Origin of the sequence: Pseudomonas sp. MPB03, from assembly GCF_046605385.1 — a bacterium.
Classification (GTDB): domain Bacteria; phylum Pseudomonadota; class Gammaproteobacteria; order Pseudomonadales; family Pseudomonadaceae; genus Aquipseudomonas; species Aquipseudomonas zanjanensis.
This window is the reverse complement of record NZ_CP176770.1, coordinates 3,177,611-3,194,932: the sequence shown is the minus strand read 5'-3', so window position 1 is coordinate 3,194,932 and position 17,322 is coordinate 3,177,611. Positions and strand designations below refer to the sequence as shown.

General features: G+C 64.1%; 15 protein-coding genes. 8 read left to right on the top strand and 7 right to left on the bottom strand.

The genetic code is table 11. The annotated features are described in order from the left end of the window. Window position 1: 1 nt before the first annotated feature. Window positions 2-1,075, bottom strand: coding sequence for an ATP-NAD kinase family protein (locus tag ACLH0I_RS14090; protein WP_411387409.1), 1,074 nt, complete (start codon window positions 1,073-1,075; stop codon window positions 2-4). A gap of 340 nt (window positions 1,076-1,415) precedes the next feature. Between ACLH0I_RS14090 and ACLH0I_RS14085 the strand changes: the two genes are divergently transcribed. Beyond that, the gene (locus ACLH0I_RS14085; protein WP_411387408.1) at window positions 1,416-3,281 is read left to right on the top strand and encodes a sigma-54-dependent Fis family transcriptional regulator; all 1,866 of its coding nucleotides are present in this window, start codon (window positions 1,416-1,418) and stop codon (window positions 3,279-3,281) included. A 4-nt stretch (window positions 3,282-3,285) separates the two neighbouring features. On the opposite strand, the gene ACLH0I_RS14080 is transcribed toward ACLH0I_RS14085, so the two are convergent. The 3 genes from ACLH0I_RS14080 to ACLH0I_RS14070 form a co-directional block, all read right to left on the bottom strand. Further along, the gene (locus ACLH0I_RS14080; RefSeq protein WP_250963198.1) at window positions 3,286-3,615 is read right to left on the bottom strand and encodes a hypothetical protein; all 330 of its coding nucleotides are present in this window, start codon (window positions 3,613-3,615) and stop codon (window positions 3,286-3,288) included. A 322-nt stretch (window positions 3,616-3,937) separates the two neighbouring features. Further along, on the bottom strand, window positions 3,938-5,158 hold the full coding sequence (locus tag ACLH0I_RS14075) for a cytochrome c biogenesis protein DipZ (protein WP_411387407.1): 1,221 nt from the start codon (window positions 5,156-5,158) through the stop codon (window positions 3,938-3,940). A gap of 209 nt (window positions 5,159-5,367) precedes the next feature. Continuing rightward, entirely contained in the window at window positions 5,368-5,631 is a 264-nt protein-coding gene (locus ACLH0I_RS14070) for a DUF2790 domain-containing protein (RefSeq protein ID WP_250963200.1), read from the bottom strand. Between the two features lie 224 nt (window positions 5,632-5,855). Here ACLH0I_RS14070 and ACLH0I_RS14065 point away from each other — a divergent pair, with 224 nt between their 5' ends. The 4 genes from ACLH0I_RS14065 (at window position 5,856) to ACLH0I_RS14050 (ending at window position 9,433) form a co-directional block, all read left to right on the top strand. Continuing rightward, window positions 5,856-6,596, top strand: coding sequence for a response regulator (locus tag ACLH0I_RS14065; protein ID WP_003202589.1), 741 nt, complete (start codon window positions 5,856-5,858; stop codon window positions 6,594-6,596). Continuing rightward, on the top strand, window positions 6,593-7,903 hold the full coding sequence (locus ACLH0I_RS14060) for an ATP-binding protein (RefSeq protein ID WP_411387406.1): 1,311 nt from the start codon (window positions 6,593-6,595) through the stop codon (window positions 7,901-7,903). Before ACLH0I_RS14065 ends, ACLH0I_RS14060 begins: the two co-directional genes overlap by 4 nt. 370 nt (window positions 7,904-8,273) lie before the next feature. Continuing rightward, window positions 8,274-8,909 (top strand): ferric reductase-like transmembrane domain-containing protein, encoded by a 636-nt coding sequence (locus ACLH0I_RS14055; protein ID WP_411387405.1) that lies wholly within the window; start codon window positions 8,274-8,276, stop codon window positions 8,907-8,909. A gap of 17 nt (window positions 8,910-8,926) precedes the next feature. Continuing rightward, the gene (locus ACLH0I_RS14050) at window positions 8,927-9,433 is read left to right on the top strand and encodes a DoxX family protein (RefSeq protein WP_411387404.1); all 507 of its coding nucleotides are present in this window, start codon (window positions 8,927-8,929) and stop codon (window positions 9,431-9,433) included. A gap of 110 nt (window positions 9,434-9,543) precedes the next feature. On the opposite strand, the gene ACLH0I_RS14045 is transcribed toward ACLH0I_RS14050, so the two are convergent. The 3 genes from ACLH0I_RS14045 to ACLH0I_RS14035 all read right to left on the bottom strand — a co-directional run bounded on the left by ACLH0I_RS14045 (window position 9,544) and on the right by ACLH0I_RS14035 (window position 11,778). Next, window positions 9,544-10,305, bottom strand: coding sequence for a DUF2063 domain-containing protein (locus tag ACLH0I_RS14045; RefSeq protein ID WP_411387403.1), 762 nt, complete (start codon window positions 10,303-10,305; stop codon window positions 9,544-9,546). After that, window positions 10,298-11,143 (bottom strand): DUF692 domain-containing protein, encoded by an 846-nt coding sequence (locus ACLH0I_RS14040; RefSeq protein ID WP_411387402.1) that lies wholly within the window; start codon window positions 11,141-11,143, stop codon window positions 10,298-10,300. Before ACLH0I_RS14040 ends, ACLH0I_RS14045 begins: the two co-directional genes overlap by 8 nt. A 248-nt stretch (window positions 11,144-11,391) precedes the next feature. Then, complete coding sequence (locus ACLH0I_RS14035) at window positions 11,392-11,778, bottom strand: EF-hand domain-containing protein (RefSeq protein ID WP_072404447.1); 387 nt, start codon at window positions 11,776-11,778, stop codon at window positions 11,392-11,394. Window positions 11,779-12,076: 298 nt separating this feature from the next. Here ACLH0I_RS14035 and ACLH0I_RS14030 point away from each other — a divergent pair, with 298 nt between their 5' ends. From ACLH0I_RS14030 to ACLH0I_RS14020, 3 genes are all read left to right on the top strand, one after another. Beyond that, a complete protein-coding gene (locus tag ACLH0I_RS14030; RefSeq protein WP_411387401.1) occupies window positions 12,077-13,876 on the top strand; it encodes a thiamine pyrophosphate-requiring protein in 1,800 nt (599 codons plus the stop codon). Window positions 13,877-13,887: 11 nt separating this feature from the next. Next, complete coding sequence (locus ACLH0I_RS14025) at window positions 13,888-14,568, top strand: DUF2238 domain-containing protein (RefSeq protein WP_411387400.1); 681 nt, start codon at window positions 13,888-13,890, stop codon at window positions 14,566-14,568. A gap of 107 nt (window positions 14,569-14,675) precedes the next feature. After that, a complete protein-coding gene (locus ACLH0I_RS14020; protein WP_411387399.1) occupies window positions 14,676-17,249 on the top strand; it encodes an EAL domain-containing protein in 2,574 nt (857 codons plus the stop codon). The last annotated feature ends 73 nt before the right edge of the window (window positions 17,250-17,322 follow it).

Below are 17,322 nucleotides of genomic sequence, written 5' to 3'. Positions count from 1 at the left end.
TTTATTCTCCTGGGGTGTCTTCTTGAAGATTCAGAGGGTGTTGCGGGTGCTCGCGGCCGATGGCCAACAAGCGTTGTTGCGCGGCGTAGGCCAGCACCGCGTTGACGTCGATGCTCAGCGGACCGCCGGCATCGAGGGTGACCGTGGGCCGGTCGTGGGCGTTGAATTCGATTTCCCGTTCGCCATCCAGGGCCAAGGTGCCGCTGGACAGTGACAAGCCATGGGCGACGCCGGGTTCCAAAGGGCCGGCGGCGAGCACTCCACAGCCCTGCAACAGGCCCGGGGCGAGCGGCACCAGCAGCGCTTCGGGGGATTGCGGGTCCAGGCGCATCCAGGCCCCGCCCGGTGCCTGGCGGGACACCGGGAACCACAAGCCGCACAACGCCGACAGGCCAATGGATTGCGGTTCGGCGAAGGTTACAAAGACTTCGGCCAGGTCCTGTGCGCGGCTGATGGCCCGGGCGCCGACAAAACGCAGCGGCGATACGGCGACGTCCACCAGGGCGACTTCGCGCAAGCCACGTCCGGCGTCGCAGACCAGCAAGCGCTTGTTGCGGCGCAAACCGATCGCGTCCGGAATCCGGCCGCTGGCGTACAACCCACCGGCCAGCCCGGCACTGGTGGCCTCGCGCAGCTCGGGAAAGGCGTTGTTGGTGCCGGTGGACAGGGTCAGCAATGGGATGTCGCCGACTTCGGCGGCTACCGCCTTGTGGGTGCCATCGCCGCCGAGCACGGCGATCAGCGCCACCTCGCGCTCGGCCATCAGGCGCGCGGCCCGGCGGGTGTCTTCGACGGTCTGGCGCAGGGTCAGGTCGAGGAATTCCAGGGCCGGCCAGTGGCTGCTGCGGGCCTGGCGGCTATGGCTGTTTTTCAGCACGGCGGCGGCCATGCCGATCATGTCGGTGGGCATCAACACCTGTTCGATGCCGGTGGCGCCGAACGCGGCCAGCAGGCGCTGGATCACCGAAACCTTGTCGGTACTGGAAAACAGCCCGGCATTGGCGGTCAGGCGCCGCACGTCGCGGCCCGAGGCGGGATTGGCGATGATGCCCACGGTCAGGGGTCGGCGGCTCATGGCGCCACCGTGGACGGTGCGGGCAAACGGCCTGGGCAGGAAGACATAGACACCTCGTTGTTATTATTGGAGGCCCGTCGGGCGGGTTCCAGGCATAGAGCAAGGGCGGTGCCAGTTGCGAAAAAAACCTGCAAGAAGGCCGAACCAGAGCGGTCCCGAGATGATTGACGAAGCAGCGGACCGAGCCCCGGTGAGACGCCCCATGTCAGCCTGCACGAGGTCCGGACGAGACGCTGAGACGTGGCGTCTCACACCGCCCGAACAACCCGTCGAGCTTGTCTGCACCCGGCGAACGGCGCTTAATGTGCGCACAACGACAAGAAGCTGAATCGGAGGCCGCATGCTTTCCGCTCACTCCCGGGCGCACGTGGATTGCGTCAGCCGCGTGGTGAAAAACGCGAACCAATTGCCACAATTGCCCGTCCCGGACCTGATCCTCGACTCCTGGCGCCGTTCCTTGGAGCAACATCACCTGGACCCGGGTTCGCTGCAGGGCCCGCGCATCCTCTCCCAGGACGTGCTCAAGCAATGCCGCGAGCGCTCCGAGCTGTTCCTCAACATCGCCAGCGAAGAAGTGGCCCGCCTCCATGGCCGGGTACGCGACGCCGACTATTGCGTACTGCTGACCGATGCCCAGGGCCAGACCATCGACTACCGGGTGGAAACCTCGATCCGCAATGACTGCCGCAAGGCCGGGCTATACCTGGGCACCTGTTGGTCGGAGGGCGAAGAAGGCACGTGTGGCGTGGCGGCGGTGCTCACGGCCAAGGCCCCGGTGACCGTGCACAAGCGCGACCATTTCCGCGCGGCGTTCATTGGCCTGACCTGTTCCGCCGCGCCGGTCTTCGACCCCCAGGGTGAATTGCTCGGGGTGCTGGACGTCTCGGCGGTGCGCTCGCCGGATGATCGCCGCTCGCAGCACCTGATCCGGCAAATGGTGGTGCAGAGCGCCAGGGAGATCGAACAGGCGTTTTTCATGAGCAGCGCCCAGGGCTATTGGGTGCTGCGGGCCCATCGCAACCCCGGCTACGTCGACAGCCAGCCGGACTTCCTGTTCGCCTGGGATGACGACGGTTGCCTGCAAGCCTTGAACCCGGCTGCCCGCCAGTACCTGCTGCAACAGTACGGGCAGGTGCCGCAACACATCGGCCAGGTGTTCGAGCAGCAACGGCTGCACCGTGCCCGGGACGAAAGCCTCTGCTTGCTCGATCACGCCCTGCACGGACGCTTGAGCGCGCCTCGCCAGCGGGCCAGTTCACGTTCGCGGGTGGCGATGACTCCGTTGGAAATCGATCCACGCCTGGCCGACAGCCTGCGCCTGGCGGTGCGGGTCAAGGATCGCAACCTGCCGGTGCTGATCCAGGGCGAAACCGGTGCCGGCAAGGAAGTCTTCGCTCGCCAGTTGCACCAGGCCAGCCAGCGCCGCGAGCGCCCTTTCGTGGCGCTGAACTGCGCGGCCATTCCCGAAAGCCTGATCGAAAGCGAATTGTTCGGCTACGTCGCCGGGGCGTTCACCGGCGCCTCGGCCAAAGGCATGCAGGGCCTGTTGCAACAGGCCGACGGCGGCACCTTGTTCCTGGATGAGATCGGCGACATGCCGCTGGCCTTGCAAACCCGCCTGCTGCGGGTACTGGCCGAGGGTGAAGTGGCGCCGCTGGGCGCATCCCGCCGCAAGGCCGTCGACATTCAGGTGATCTGCGCCACCCACCGCGACCTGGAGACGCTGGTGGCCGCCGGCGAGTTTCGCGAGGATTTGTATTTCCGTCTCGGCGGTGCGCGTTTCCAGTTACCGCCGTTACGTGACCGCAGCGACCGGCTGGCGCTGATCAATCGGATCCTTGCCGAGGAGTCGGCATTGTGCGGGGGAACCGTGCAGTTGAGCGGCGCCGCCCTGGAATCCCTGCTCGGCTATCACTGGCCGGGCAATGTCCGCCAGTTGCGCCATGTGCTGCGCTATGCCTGCGCGGTGTGCGAAGCCAGCGTGATCCAGCTCAGCCACTTGCCCGAGTCATTGCACAGCGCGGACGTCGCCGATCAGGGGCCGGAGCCGAGCGCCAGCCCGGAACGCCAGGCGTTGCTCGATGCGTTGGTGCGCCACCGCTGGAAACCCACCGCCGCCGCCCGGGCCCTGGGCATTTCCCGGGCGACCCTGTATCGACGGGTGCATCAACATGGCATCGAAATGCCAGGCCGCAGCCCCGCCTGAGCACCTAGCGGCGCGCCAGCTCATGACGGACACATTGCTCGTAGTAGGTCTGCTTGACCGCCGCGGGTTTGAGACGCGAAGCGCTGTTGTAGGTCTGCTCGGTAATGCCCAGGGCGGTCATGCGCATCCAGGGCCGGGGAAACTTGCGCACCTGCAGCTTCTTGCGTGCGCCGTACAGGCTGACGCCAGACAGCTTCGACGCCTGCGCCCCCGCCGCGATGTCCGAACCCCAGCGGCACACTGACTGCTGGTTCTGCGTCAGCGCCTTGGCCTGGGCCTCGAGCGAGACGGCGGCCAAGAGAAACGTCGCTACGACCCACATAGAAATACGCATAGGTTTGTCGCCCAACTTTCTGAAAGGAAAGAAGTTTGCCTCTCTGCAAATGAGCAAGGGGCCAGCATTCGCAGGCCATTCTCGAATCCGCATGCAATCTGTGGCGAGGGAGCTTGCTCCCGCTGGGCCGCGCAGCGGCCCCCCTGTATTTGCCTGACACGCCGGGTCCGTCGTGGCTTTTTGGGGCCGCTTCGCAGCCCAGCGGGAGCAAGCTCCCTCGCCACAGGGGGTGCCTTCGCCATCTGCGACATTGGTCCACAAGTGGCGCACCTAACTAGAAACAACTAGAGAAAACAATCTCAATCCATTGAAATTAAACGTTTTAGTTAGCAATTCCGCTAACCTTCGCTTCCTCCAACAACTGCTGGATCACCTGCTCCTGCTCGCCATAACGCCCTTCACCAAAATGGCTGTAGCGCACCTGCCCCTTGGCATCGATGAGGTAATGGGCCGGCCAGTATTGATTGTTGAAGGCGCGCCAGATCGCATACTGATTGTCGATCGCCACCGGATAGTGGATGTCCAGCTTGCGCACCTGCTCGCGGACGTTATTGATGATCTTCTCGTAGCCGTATTCCGGGGTGTGGACGCCGATCACCACCAGCCCATCCTTTTCATACTTCTTCGCCCAGCCGTTCACATAGGGCAAGGTGTGCTGGCAGTTGATGCAGTCGTAGGTCCAGAAGTCCACCAGCACCACCTTGCCCCGCAGCGACTCGCTGCTCAGCGGCGGCGAGTTCAGCCATTGCACCGCGCCGTCCAGTGAAGGCATGGCGCCCTGGGATTCAAGGGGCGGCATGGCACTGGCGCCGGCCTTGCTCACCACGTAGTCGATGGCCTTGGGCACGTTCTCCAGCAGGCTTTTTTCCAGGCTGGTGGACTGTTGGGAGGAAGTCGCCGCCAACAAGCGGTCATCCGTCCCAGTGCCAATCGCCACGGCCGCCAGCAACACCGCCAGCCCCGTTCCACGGCGCAGCCAGGCGGTCATCGGCAGCGAGAGCTTCAGGCGCCCGACCAGACCACGCCCGGCCAGGATCAGCGTGCCCAGGGACAAGGCACTGCCCAGGCCGTAAGCGAGCAGCAACAGGCTGGTTTGCGCGCTGGCGCCTTGCAGCATGGCGCCGGTCAGGATCACCCCGAGTATCGGCCCGGCGCACGGAGCCCAAAGCAACCCGGTTGCAACGCCGATCAGCACCGACCCCACCGGCCCGGCCATCCGCCCGGCCCCGGCGTCCAAGCGATTGCCCAGGTTGACCAGTGGCCGCGCCAGCCAGGTGCCAACCCGGCTGAAGATCAACGACAGGGCGAACACCCCCATCACCACCAAGGCGACTTGCCGACCGACGCTGCTAGCGCGCACCACCCATTCGCTGCTGACCACCGCCAGGCTGGAGACCAGGGCGAACGTCAACACCATGCCGCCGAGGGTCAGCAGCACCGAGCTGCGGGAGCGATTGGCCCGGGCGAACAGAAACGGCACCACCGGAAGAATGCAGGGGCTGAGGATCGTGAGGATCCCGCCGAGAAAAGCGATCAGAAGCATGGCAACACCTCAAAATAAAAGGCCTACATAGACCCTGTGGCGAGGGAGCTTGCTCCCGCTGGGCTTGTGTAGGAGCTGCCGAAGGCTGCGATCTTTTGATCTTTCGCTTGAGATTCAAGTGTCCTTAAGATCGCAGCCTCGTTGCACTCGACAGCTCCTACACAGTTCCTACGCCCCAGCGGGAGCAAGCTCCCTCGCCACAAAGCAGGTCAGTTCTGGTTGCTGCAGTGATCGGAAAACTTGCGATAGTCCAGCGCCTGCTGGTGGCCTGTCGAATCCAGGTAGGTCATGTGGGCGTTGACCACGCCGCAGGTCGGCTCGGTGTCTTCGGTGAGGGAAAGCACCTTCTGGATGTCCAGGTGGCTGCCGTAGGTGTAGGTGTGCGGTTGCACGTTGCTTTCGGCCCGGGCCGACAGGGTGCAGATGTTCAGCGCGGCAAAAAGGCAGGCGGCGTAGACGGCTTTGGTGTTCATGGCGATTCCTCGATTCAATGGGGGTTTATCTGCCGAGGCCTGTTGTGTGCCTCGATGGATGCCATTGAATGCCCCGCAGGTATCGCGTCTGTATCGAGCCCGGTGGCTTTTTGCATCGCTGTGTATCCGTCAGGCGCCAGATACACTGCAATACAAACCGCCGCGAGCCGGGCTGGCCGGGGCCTGTAGACTGCTCACAACGAAACGCCGAGGAGCGGGACACCATGGATCATGTCGATCACGTGCTGATAGTGGATGACGATCGCGAGATCAGAGAGTTGGTTGGCAACTACCTGAAGAAGAATGGCCTGCGCACCACCGTTGTCGCCGATGGCCGGCAGATGCGCGCCTTCCTCGAAACCACCCCGGTGGACCTGATCGTGCTGGACATCATGATGCCCGGCGACGACGGCCTGGTGCTGTGCCGGGAATTGCGTGCCGGCAAGCACAAGGCCACGCCGGTGCTGATGCTCACCGCCCGCAACGACGAAACCGACCGCATCATCGGCCTGGAAATGGGCGCCGACGATTACCTGGTCAAGCCGTTCGCCGCCCGGGAGCTGCTGGCGCGGATCAACGCCGTGCTACGCCGTACCCGCATGTTGCCGCCCAACCTGGTGGTCACCGAAAGCGGTCGCCTGCTGGCGTTCGGACGCTGGCGCCTGGACACCACCGCCCGCCACCTGCTGGACACCGACGGCACCATGGTTGCCTTGAGCGGCGCCGAGTATCGGTTGTTGCGGGTGTTCCTCGATCATCCGCAACGGGTGCTCAACCGCGACCAGCTGCTTAACCTCACCCAGGGCCGGGACGCCGATCTGTTCGATCGCTCCATCGATCTACTGGTCAGCCGCCTGCGCCAGCGCCTGCTGGACGACGCCCGGGAACCGGCCTACATCAAGACCGTGCGCAGCGAAGGCTACGTGTTCTCGCTGCCGGTGGAGATCCTCGAGGCGTCGGTATGAACCTGCCGCTGCGCTGGCCGCGGACCCTGGCCTCGAGGCTGTCGCTGATCTTCCTGATCGGCCTGATCCTGGCCCAGGGCCTGTCTTTCGGCGTCCAGTACTACGAGCGCTACCAGAGCGCCAAGTCGACCATGCTCGGCAACCTGGAGACCGACGTCTCGACCTCCGTGGCGATTCTCGACCGCCTGCCTGCCGCCGAACGCCAGGCCTGGCTACCGAAACTCGCCCGGCGCAACTATGGCTATTTGCTCGACGAAGGCCAGCCCGGCCAACCGATGGACCTGGCCGACGCGCCGATCTCGGTCAGTTCGATCCAGGAAGCCATCGGCCAGGCCTATGGCCTGACCTTCAAGCAGATTCCCGGGCCGAACATGCACTATCAGGCGCACCTGCGCCTGGGGGACGGCAGCCCGCTGACCATCGACGTACGCCCGGCGATGGCGCCCCTCTCCCCTTGGCTGCCAATGGTGTTGCTGGGGCAGTTGGCCCTGTTGATCGGCTGCACCTGGCTGGCCGTGCGCATCGCCGTAGGTCCCTTGACCCGACTGGCCCAGGCGGTGGAAACCCTCGACCCGAACGCCCATAGTGTGCGCCTGGACGAAAAAGGCCCGACCGAAGTGGTGCATGCGGCCAAGGCCTTTAATGCCATGCAAGACCGCATCGCCGCCTACCTCAAGGAGCGCATGCAGTTGCTGGCGGCGATTTCCCATGACTTGCAGACCCCCATCACGCGCATGAAGCTGCGCGCCGAATTCATGGACGAAGGGATCGAAAGGGACAAGCTGTGGAGCGACTTGAGCGAAATGGAGCACCTGGTGCGTGAAGGCGTGGCCTATGCCCGCAGCATCCACGGCGCCACCGAGGCCAGTTGCCGGATCAGCCTGGACGCGTTCCTCGACAGCCTGGTGTTCGACTACCAGGACACCGGCAAGGACGTGCAACTGTCCGGAAAAAACGCCGCCGTCATCGACACCCGTCCCCATGCCCTGCGGCGGGTACTGATCAACCTGGTGGACAACGCCTTGAAATTCGGCGGCGCGGCGCAGATCCAGGTGCAACCGGCCGACAACGGGCAATTGGCGATCCAGGTACTGGACCGTGGCCCCGGGATCAGCGAGCAGGAACTGGCCGAAGTGCTCAAGCCGTTCTACCGGGTGGAAAGCTCGCGCAACCGGGAGACCGGCGGCACCGGCCTGGGCTTGGCCATCGCCCAGCAACTGGCGATCGCCATGGGCGGCTCACTGACCCTGAGCAACCGCGACGGCGGCGGCCTCTGCGCCGAATTGCGCCTGGCGCTCACAAGCTGACACTGCCCCACACGGTTCTGGGGCGATGCAAATAGGGGTGCCTCACCCAAACTCCCCTGTGGGAGCGAGCTTGCTCGCGATTGCGGTGTGTCAGCCAGCATTCATTCAACTGACCTGACGCATTCGCGAGCAGGCTCGCTCCCACACTGTTCTGGGGCGCTGCAAATAGGGGTGCCTTGCCCTGTTCCCCTGTGGGAGCGAGCTTGCTCGCGATAGCGGTTTGTATGCCAGTGTGTCTGCGGATGATCGGCATACACGAACTTGCACAATGCTGCGCCGCGGACACACCCCGCTTACACCGGCTTGAAAGACTCCCTCCCATCCCCGGCGACTATCACGACCGGGCCGTCGACATCCAAGGAGCCTTCACATGCCTACCCCTACCGCATCCCCCTTTCGTTACCAAGGCTGGTCGCTGTTCAGCCTGCTCGCCGCCCTGGTGCTGTTGATGACCGGGTTGATCCTGATACTCAACCCGGACCTGACCGAAGGCGTGCGCAGCGCCATTCGCGCCACGGCGCGTTCGTCGTTCATCCTGTTCCTGCTGGCCTTTACCGCCTCGGCATTCGCGGTGCTGGTGCCCTCGCCCCTGAGCCGGGCGCTGGTGCGTGAACGGCGCTTCATCGGACTGGCCTTTGCCTTTTCCCACCTGGTCCACGCCGTGCTGATTTACACCTACGGCCAGCTCAATACCGAGTTCTGGCCCGGCCGCACCACCCTCGGCAACGTGCCCGGTACCGTGGGCTATGTGTTCATCCTGCTGCTGGCGCTGACCTCGTTCAAAAGCACCACGCGCCTGATCGGTTTCAAGGCCTGGAAGCGCCTGCATGTCACCGGCATGTGGGTGCTGGCGGCGATCTTTGCCTATTCCAACTTCAAACGCATCCCCATGAGCGACTGGTACGTGCTGCCCTTCGGCCTGATCTGCGCCGCCACCGCCGTCCGCCTGGTGGGCAAGCTGGCCCAGGCCACCCAGCGGCGCCAACGGCCGCAACACGCGGTTTGAGCCAAGGGAGATCGATCATGTACGCAAGTACCTTGAAAACACTGCATACCCCGCTCGAGAACCTCGGGGCATGGCTGGCGCCGCTGGGCCTGCGCCTGTTCCTGGCCTGGGAGTTCTTCGAATCCGGTCTGGAGAAATGGAACGGCGCGAACTGGTTCGCCGAGATCCAGTCTGCCTTCCCGTTCCCGTTCAACCATGTGCCGGCCCAATGGAACTGGGAACTGGCGATGTGGGCCGAGCTGATCGGTGCCATCGCCCTGTTGATCGGCCTGGGTACCCGCCTCTGGGCCCTGGTGCTGATCGTCGTCACCGTGGTGGCGACCGCTGCGGTGCACTGGCCGGCGGACTGGTCGAGCTTGAGCGAGCTGGCCCAGGGTTATGCGATTACCAACAAGGGACACGGCAACTTCAAGCTGCCGCTGATCTACCTGGTGGCCTTGCTGCCGTTGCTGTTGCAAGGGGCTGGGAAGTTGAGTGTGGATGCGGTGCTGGGGGCTGGGCTGCATCGCCGAAACAAGGCCTGAAAAAAACTTTGTGGGAGCGAGCTTGCTCGCGATGGCAGTGGGTCAGTCGACTTCAACAGTGACTGATGTACCGTCATCGCGAGCAAGCTCGCTCCCACAAGGGTTCGGGGTTAATTGGCGAGGTGTGGCTGTACGCCAACAACCCCTTCCTCCTGCATCCGCCGCAACAGCGCCACCGCGCTGTCCATGAATTCTGCCGAATCCACCCCCGCCTCCCGCGCCAGCGCCAGCAGCTGCCCTCGCCCCGTCAACCCTGGATAGGCCTCGATGCGCTGCAAAAGCCGCCAGGCCAACGGGCTGAGTTCGGAAAAACGCACCTCGAACCCAGGCGTTCGCCGCACCAGCAGCAGCGTCGGCTGCGCCGGTGGTGTCGAGGGCTGATAACTCGGCGCCAGGCGATGCACCGGCCATTGGTACGCCAGCGGCCAGGCCAAGGGCGAGACACGCAGTGGCGAGCCGAGCAAGGACGCCTCGTCATGGGCCGGCAACGGCTCGGCCTCGGATTGCAGCAGCGCCATCTCGACCCACTCGTAGTGCGCCAGCTCCGCCACGAACGGCGGCCAGTCCGGCGAGGGATGGTCTGCAAGATAGCCAACGAATTCCTCGGCGATTTCACCGAACTTGGGCGTGGCACAGCGATGTTCATGCAGGAATCGGCGCACGCAGGCACGCCAGGGGTCCTGTCCCAGCAGGTTCACCAACACGGGGAAGGTGCCGCTGAGCAGCGCACGCATGTTCTCGAAGATCAGGTCGCGATATACCTGGGCCCGCGCCGCGTCCATGCCGGACGGGATCGGGAAGTGATCCGGGTCGCGCAGGTAGCGGGTCAGCGCCTGTTGCTGCTGATGCAGCGTCTGCCGGGCCTCAGCCATGGGCCACCGCCCGCCAGGTGCCGGCCTGGTGCTGTAACTGGCGAATCGTCTGCAGTTCGGCCACCAGCGCGGCGTAAGGCGGGAAGTTGAAGTCCCGTTCGAGCAAGGTCGGCTGTACGCCGAAACGTGCATAAGCCTGGGCCAGCAGCGCCCAGACCACCGGCTTGACCGGCGCGCCATGGCTGTCGATTTTCAGCGTGTCGGACTCGTCGTAATGCCCGGCCACATGCATCGCGACCACCCGCCCCGGCTCAAGACCCGCCAGGAATGCCTGGGGATCGAAGCCATGATTGACCGAGTTGACGTAGACGTTATTGACGTCCAGCAACAGGTCGCAATCGGCTTCGCGCAACACCGCCCGGGTGAATTCCAGCTCGCTCATGTCCTGTTGGGGGGCGGCGTAATAAGAGACGTTTTCCACCGCCAGGCGGCGTCCCAGCACATCCTGGGCCTGGCGGATCCGCGTCGCCACGTGATGGACCGCTTCCTCGGTGAAGGGCAGCGGCAACAAGTCATACAAATGCCCCTCGTCACCGCAGTAGCTCAAGTGCTCGCTGTACAACGGCACCTTGAAACGCTCGAGGAAAGCACGCACCTGGCCGAGAAACGCCAGGTCCAGCGGCGCCGGCCCACCGAGGGACAACGACAGGCCATGGCACGTCAACGGATAACGTTCGGCCAGGGAATGCAAGGCGGCGCCATGGGGGCCGCCGATGCCGATCCAGTTTTCCGGAGCGATTTCAAGAAAATCGAAATCCCCGGGCGGTGCCTGGCGCAGTTCAGCGAGCAAGGCCCGGCGCAGGCCGAGGCCTGCCGAGGGTTGGGGTAGATTCAACATGACACATCTCCTTGGGAAACGAGATGTGGTGAGCCTCATGGAACGATCAACCCCATGATGGAAACCGAATACCCGTGGCGAGGGAGCTTGCTCCCGCTGGGTCGCGCAGCGGCCCCAGTTTTTTGGGCCTGCTACGCCCGAAGCGTCGGACCGGTCCAGCGGGAGCAAGCTCCCTCGCCACGGGGCCTTTGTTCGACGCCGCTTCAGTGGGCTGGCATCAACGCATCAGGCTCACCACCGGGGGCGAATCAGGACTCGATAGCCGCCCCGCACTTGCCTTCGCCACATTTGCCTTCCGCGGTCTTCGCCTGGGCCGACAGGTATTGCTTGGCTTCCGGCAACGAGATACCGCCGTCGTGGTTGGCGTCGATCTTGTCGAACTCAGCGGCGCGTTCCGGCGCGGCGGCGATGAATTCGTCCCGCGAGACCTGGCCATCGTGGTTTTTATCGGTCTTGGCGAACTTGTCTTCGCCGCACTTGCCTTCGGCGGGTTTCTTCACCGTATCGGCGGCGGCCAGGGTGTAGCCCTGGGCCAGGTCGTTCATGGTCAAGGCCGACGCCGCCGTGGAGAGACCCAGGCCACCGACCAAAGCCAGGCCAAGTGCAAGGGATGAATGACGGGAGAAGTTGAGCATGGGGTATTCCTCTGACGATTGACGATTAATCCGCCAGTCACCGGCACCGAGGCTCGGGGCCGGCTGGCTGGCGTAGTTAATCGACGGTGTGTATCCGGCCTGTGTCGCCGGCCCGGCCCTTCGTCAAGCAGATGTATCCGGGCCTGCGCGGTACACACTGCGATACACGCCCTCCCGGCCACAGCCCCTGGCGTTGAAAAAATCGAAACCTTGGACGGCGTGCACCGGTCAAGTCCTGTATGAACGTCAACCGCTGCACGTCGCGCCGAGCGACCACAGCCCGAAACGAGGGACAGACATGAGCATGACCGTCGGTGATTTCCTGGTGGAACGTCTTTATGAATGGGGGGTTCGCCGTATCTATGGCTATCCGGGCGATGGCATCAACGGCGTGTTTGGCGCCTTGAACCGCGCCCAGGGAAAGATCCGCTTCATCCAGGCCCGCCACGAGGAAATGGCCGCGTTCATGGCCTGCGCCCACGCCAAGTTCACCGGCGAACTGGGGGTCTGCATCGCCACTTCCGGACCCGGCGCGTCCCACTTGGTGACCGGCCTCTACGATGCCCGAATGGACCACATGCCAGTGCTCGCCATCAGCGGCCAGCAGGCCCGCGCCGCGCTGGGCGGGCATTACCAGCAGGAACTGGATCTGGTCAGCCTGTTCAAGGACGTGGCCGGGGCGTTCGTGCAGCAAGCCAGCGTGCCCGCCCAGGTGCGTCACCTGCTCGACCGCGCCGTACGTACGGCGGTGGGTGAGCGCCGGGTCACGGCGCTGATCCTGCCGAACGACCTCCAGGACATGGAATACACCGCGCCGCGCCACAAGCACGGGACCGTTCACTCCGGCGTCGGCTACCGCAAGCCCAGCGTCGTCCCCTACGAAGAGGACTTGCGCAAAGCCGCCGAGGTGCTCAATGCCGGCAAGAAAGTCGCCATCCTGGTCGGTGCCGGCGCGCTGCAGGCCACCGACGAGGTGATCGCCATCGCCGAGAAACTGGGTGCCGGTGTGGCCAAGGCATTGCTGGGCAAGGCCGCCGTGCCCGATGACCTGCCCTGGGTCACCGGCACCATCGGCCTGCTCGGCACCGAGCCCAGCGACAACCTGATGGCCGGCTGCGACACGCTGCTGATGATCGGCTCCGGCTTCCCCTACGCCGAGTTCCTGCCCCCTGAAGGCCAGGCCCGGGGCGTGCAGATCGACATTCAAGCGGACATGCTCAGCCTGCGGTATCCCATGGAAGTCAGCCTGCACGGCGACAGCGTCGATACCTTGCGCGCCCTGCTGCCGCTGATCGAAGAAAAAACCGACCGCAACTGGCGCAAGAAAATCGAGCATTGGCGGGAACGCTGGGAGCGCACCCTGGAAAAACGCGCCTTGGTAGCCGCCAAACCGATCAACCCGCAGCGAGTCACCTTCGAGCTGTCGCCGCGACTGCCAGAGCAGGCCATCATCACCTGCGATTCGGGCTCCTGCGCCAATTGGTACGCCCGCGACCTGAAGATCCGGCGCGGCATGATGTGTTCGCTGTCGGGTGGCCTGGCGTCAATGGGCGCCGCCGTGCCCTACGCCATCGCGGCGAAGTTCTGCCACCCGCAGCGGCCAGTGATCGCCCTGGTAGGCGATGGTGCCATGCAGATGAACAACATGGCCGAGCTGATCACCGTCGCCAAATACTGGCGCACCTGGGCCAACGGCACCTGGATCTGTGCAGTGTTCAACAATCGGGACTTGAACCAGGTGACATGGGAACAACGGGTGATGGAGGGCGATCCAAAATTCGAAGCCTCCCAGGACATTCCCGACGTGCCCTACCACCTGTTTGCCGAATCCATTGGCTTGAAGGGCATCCTCGTGTTGCACGAAGACGACGTGGCCACGGCCTGGGAAACCGCGCTGGCGGCGGATCGTCCGGTGCTGATCGAATTTCGCACCGACCCCGACGTGCCGCCGCTGCCACCGCACATCAAGCTGGAACAGGCCAAGAAGTTTGCCTCGACCCTGCTCCAGGGCGACCCGAACGAGCGAGGCATCGTGGTGGAGACCGCCAAGCAGGTATTGAGCAGCCTGCTGCCGGGCCATCGCACGGATAAAGAGTGAGGCGTGACACGATGCCCACCGTTGAGCTGCATCGTCGCTATGAAAGGTCCCTGCTGCTGGCGTTCTGCGTGGTGTGGGGCTGGCTGGCCATCGCCCCCCTGAAACGCAGCGACTGGCTGGCGGAAAACCTGCTGGTGGTTGTGTTGCTGGTCGTGCTGGTGGCCGTTCATCGGCGATTCAGCTTTTCCCGGCTGTCCGCCACGCTACTGTTCGTGTTTCTCTGCATCCATGAAATCGGCGCCCACTACAGCTACGCCAAGGTGCCCTACAACCAGTGGTGGCAGGCCTTGACCGGGGGCCCTTCGCTTGACCAGCTCATGGGGTTCCAACGCAACCAATTCGATCGGCTGGTGCATTTCAGCTATGGCCTGCTGCTGGCCTATCCGCTGCGGGAGGTTTTGCTGCGGGTGGCGCCTGCAAAGGGGTTCACAGGCTATTTGCTGGCCTGGAGCCTGATTCTCGCGTCGTCGGCCATTTACGAGATCATTGAATGGTTGGGCGGTGCCTATATAGGCGGTGATACCGCCAAGGCTTTTGTCGGCGCCCAGCGGGACCCGTGGGATTCACAAAAGGACATGGCCTTGGCCGCGCTTGCCGCGTTCATCGCCCTGCTGGCCGCCGCCGGGGTCAGCTACCTGCGCCAACGGGACGTCGCCCTCCAATGGGCATCCCGCTTCAAGGCCCGCACATGACAACAACGCAGCCTGTCGGCTGCTTCGTTAACACGACTAAGTAAATCAGCCCGCCCGCCGATACAAGACAGGTGCGGGTGAAATCGCTTTTGGCTGATGACTTTTTTATGACTGAAAATGCTGGCAATGACTCGACTGTCCTTTCCCCGGGCTCGCCAACCCGTAGTTTCACCCGTCGCACGTTCCCGGCCATCATGCTCCTGCTGTTTGTCATGTCCGCACTGGCGATCGCCGTGCTGCTTAACATCACGGCGGCCCAGGACCGGCGCGCCCGCGAACAAAGCCTGTTTTTCGCCCAGCGGGCCATCGAGGGCATCCGCACCGGCATCGGCCGCGACCTGAGCGACTATTCCAAGTGGAGCGACGCCTACCGGCACCTGCATGTCGACGTCGACAAGGAATGGGCCTATGACCAGGAAAACGTCGGCAGCAGTGTGTTTTCGCTCTATGGCTACCAGGCGGTGTTTGTCATTTCCCCGACCGGCAAGACCGTTTATTCGGTGATCGATGGCCAGATGAGCGAGGTCGATGCCGACACCTGGCTGACGGGCGATCTGCGCGCCCTGTGGAACAAAGCCAGCACGGCGGAAAATCACGACGAAGTGGTCGTCGAGCTGCTGCACCACGACGACGCCCCGGCGTTCGTCGCCGTGTCCGCCATCACCACTGGCACGGACAACAGCGTGGCGCAAATTCCCGGCCCGCCCAGCCTGATGCTCTTCGTCAAGGTCCTGGACCCCGGCGCCCTGGAAATCCTGGCGCGGGATTTTGCCCTGCCCGATGCCCATATCGCCAGGACCCCGGGCCCCGCCGATACCGCCCAATTGCTGCTCGACGATCTGACCCAAGAGGCCCTGGCGTGGCGACCGCAGACCCCGGGCCAGGATCTGCGCAAAGTCCTGCTGCCGTTGCTGGCCGTGGCGTTACTGGTGCTGGGAATCCTGGCCCTGGCCGTTCTGCGCCACGCCTTGACGATGCTGCGCGCCCAGGAAAGCCAATACGCCAGCCTGCTGGCCCACCGCAAGGCTTTGGAGCGCAGCGAAGAACGTTTCCGCGACATCGCCGAAGTCTCCTCCGACTGGTTGTGGGAGGTCGACTCGACCGGGACGCTGACCTACCTGTCGGAACGCTTCGAACAAGTGACCGGCTTCAGCCCCACGGAATGGCTCGGCAAACCGCTGCACCGGCTGCTCCACCCCCATGGTGGCTCGATCTCGATTGCCCAATGGTTGCTCGGCGGTGCCAACAGCCTCTCTTCGGCACCGCTGCTGTGCGAGTACACCGCGCGCAACCAGCGCATCCGCACCTGCAAGCTGTCGGTACGGGCCATCGAAGCCGGCACCTTGGGTTTTCGCGGCACCGCCACGGATATCACCGACGAGTTGCGCGCGCTGGCCCAGATCAAGCACCTCTCCCTGCATGACCCGCTGACCGGGCTGGCCAACCGCAACCGTTTGTTCGATTGCCTTCGCGAACACCTGGATCGACCTGATCGCCCGCCCCTGGTGCTGCTGAACCTGGACATGGACCGATTCAAGCCGGTCAACGACTCCCTGGGACATGCCGTGGGCGATAAGGTGCTCAGGGAAGTGGCGCATATCCTCCAGCAAAACGTCCGTGGCACCGATCTGGTGGCGCGCCTGGGCGGTGATGAGTTTGTCATTGTCATGCCCGAGCCCGGCGATGCCGACGATATCGATCAGCTCTGTGCACGACTGATCGACTGCATGCAACGGCCCATGCACCTGGACGGCAACACGCTGTACCTGGGAGTGAGCATCGGCGTCGCCTGGGCGCAGCCCGGTGACGAACGGGCCGATGAACTGTTGCGCCACGCCGACATCGCCTTGTATGCGGCCAAGGCGGCGGGCCGCAACACCTGGCGCGTGTACGTGGAAGCCATGGGCAACCTGGCCCGCGACCGGCGGCAATACGAGCAGCAACTGCGCAACGCCATGCAGCACGATCAACTGGAACTGCGCTACTTGCCTCGCTTCGACGTGATCGCCGAGCAACTGCACGGTTTCGAAGCCCAGATCTTCTGGCACCACCCCGAAAAGGGTGAGCTGGGTGGGGCCGACTTCATCCCCGTGGCGGAAACCTCGGGTCAGTTGGAAGAACTGGGCACCTGGGTCTTGATCAACGTCTGTGAAGAAGCCGTGACCTGGCCGAGCGATGTGAATGTCTCCCTCGCGGTTTCACCCCGGTGGTTCAACAGCAGCTTCCTGCTCAACCAGGTGCAGGAAGCGCTCGAAACGAGTGGCCTGGCGCCTCACCGGTTAACCTTGGAAGTGGCCGAAGGTGTGCTGCTGGCCGACCACAAGGCCGTCGCCGCCACCCTCCATGCGCTCAAGGATCTTGGGGTGCGGATCAACATCGATAAGTTCGGCACCAACATCGCCTCCCTGCGCGAGGTGCTGGACCAGCCGTTCGATGGCATCCGCTTCGATCGCAACATCCTCTCGCAGTTGGGCCTGGAGGACGACAAGGAAGGTGTCCTGGCGATGATCCGGTTGAGCCGCAGCGTCGGGCTCATGGTCACCGCCGAAGGGATCGAAAACGCCCGACAATACAGCCAACTGCGCAACGTGGCCTGCGACCATGTCCAAGGCCCCTACTTCGGCGCGGCACTGCCCCGCTCGGAAATGGCCTCGTTCTTCACCACGCCGCGGTGGCTGTAACCCGCCGCGCCACCGCTATCGCGAGCAGGCTCGCTCCCACAATGGCCCTGTGTTGTACCCAAACCTCAAGGTC

Excerpts from the sequence above, each read along its gene's own strand:
- ACLH0I_RS14090 (WP_411387409.1), bottom strand. The coding sequence starts at position 1,075 with ATGAGCCGCCGACCCCTGACCGTGGGCATCATCGCCAATCCCGCCTCG.
- ACLH0I_RS14085 (WP_411387408.1), top strand. The coding sequence starts at position 1,416 with ATGCTTTCCGCTCACTCCCGGGCGCACGTGGATTGCGTCAGCCGCGTG.
- ACLH0I_RS14080 (WP_250963198.1), bottom strand. The coding sequence starts at position 3,615 with ATGCGTATTTCTATGTGGGTCGTAGCGACGTTTCTCTTGGCCGCCGTC.
- ACLH0I_RS14075 (WP_411387407.1), bottom strand. The coding sequence starts at position 5,158 with ATGCTTCTGATCGCTTTTCTCGGCGGGATCCTCACGATCCTCAGCCCC.
- ACLH0I_RS14070 (WP_250963200.1), bottom strand. The coding sequence starts at position 5,631 with ATGAACACCAAAGCCGTCTACGCCGCCTGCCTTTTTGCCGCGCTGAAC.
- ACLH0I_RS14065 (WP_003202589.1), top strand. The coding sequence starts at position 5,856 with ATGGATCATGTCGATCACGTGCTGATAGTGGATGACGATCGCGAGATC.
- ACLH0I_RS14060 (WP_411387406.1), top strand. The coding sequence starts at position 6,593 with ATGAACCTGCCGCTGCGCTGGCCGCGGACCCTGGCCTCGAGGCTGTCG.
- ACLH0I_RS14055 (WP_411387405.1), top strand. The coding sequence starts at position 8,274 with ATGCCTACCCCTACCGCATCCCCCTTTCGTTACCAAGGCTGGTCGCTG.
- ACLH0I_RS14050 (WP_411387404.1), top strand. The coding sequence starts at position 8,927 with ATGTACGCAAGTACCTTGAAAACACTGCATACCCCGCTCGAGAACCTC.
- ACLH0I_RS14045 (WP_411387403.1), bottom strand. The coding sequence starts at position 10,305 with ATGGCTGAGGCCCGGCAGACGCTGCATCAGCAGCAACAGGCGCTGACC.
- ACLH0I_RS14040 (WP_411387402.1), bottom strand. The coding sequence starts at position 11,143 with ATGTTGAATCTACCCCAACCCTCGGCAGGCCTCGGCCTGCGCCGGGCC.
- ACLH0I_RS14035 (WP_072404447.1), bottom strand. The coding sequence starts at position 11,778 with ATGCTCAACTTCTCCCGTCATTCATCCCTTGCACTTGGCCTGGCTTTG.
- ACLH0I_RS14030 (WP_411387401.1), top strand. The coding sequence starts at position 12,077 with ATGAGCATGACCGTCGGTGATTTCCTGGTGGAACGTCTTTATGAATGG.
- ACLH0I_RS14025 (WP_411387400.1), top strand. The coding sequence starts at position 13,888 with ATGCCCACCGTTGAGCTGCATCGTCGCTATGAAAGGTCCCTGCTGCTG.
- ACLH0I_RS14020 (WP_411387399.1), top strand. The coding sequence starts at position 14,676 with ATGACTGAAAATGCTGGCAATGACTCGACTGTCCTTTCCCCGGGCTCG.